This window comes from Pseudoflavonifractor phocaeensis, from assembly GCF_016901955.1.
Classification (GTDB): domain Bacteria; phylum Bacillota; class Clostridia; order Oscillospirales; family Oscillospiraceae; genus Flavonifractor; species Flavonifractor phocaeensis_A.
The window spans coordinates 1-360 of sequence record NZ_JACJLC010000245.1 but is presented as its reverse complement, the minus strand read 5'-3'; the positions used below and the strand labels follow the sequence as shown (position 1 = coordinate 360).

Genomic DNA, 360 nt, shown 5'->3' with positions numbered 1-360 from the left:
GTTGGACTGAATAGTTATGTGTGCCGGACGCTCTTTCAAGCACCAATAAATAGGGCTTTGCACCCTGTAACCTTATCTTTGGAGAGACGGACTACTTCAATCTTTCAACGAGTATCCAGTCCCTGCCTGTTCCCTCAAATACTGTTTCGAGGGGATGTGTTATGCTCAAAATTGTTTACCGTATCTGCTGCGGGATGGATGTCCACAAGTCCTTTGTTGTTGCCTGTATCGCTTCCACCAATGAACAGGGGGTAACAAGCTACAAGAGCAAGCGTTTTTCTTCCTTCACCGGAGATTTGCATCGGTGCGCAACGTGGTTGGCTGAGAATGGCTGCCGGGATGTCTGTATGGAGTCCACAG

The 360-nt window shown here is 48.3% G+C and carries 1 pseudogene; it reads left to right on the top strand.

What is annotated here, in order from left to right:
- Positions 1-161: 161 nt before the first annotated feature.
- Positions 162-360: pseudogene (locus H6B51_RS18675) on the top strand (IS110 family RNA-guided transposase); the annotation flags it as partial.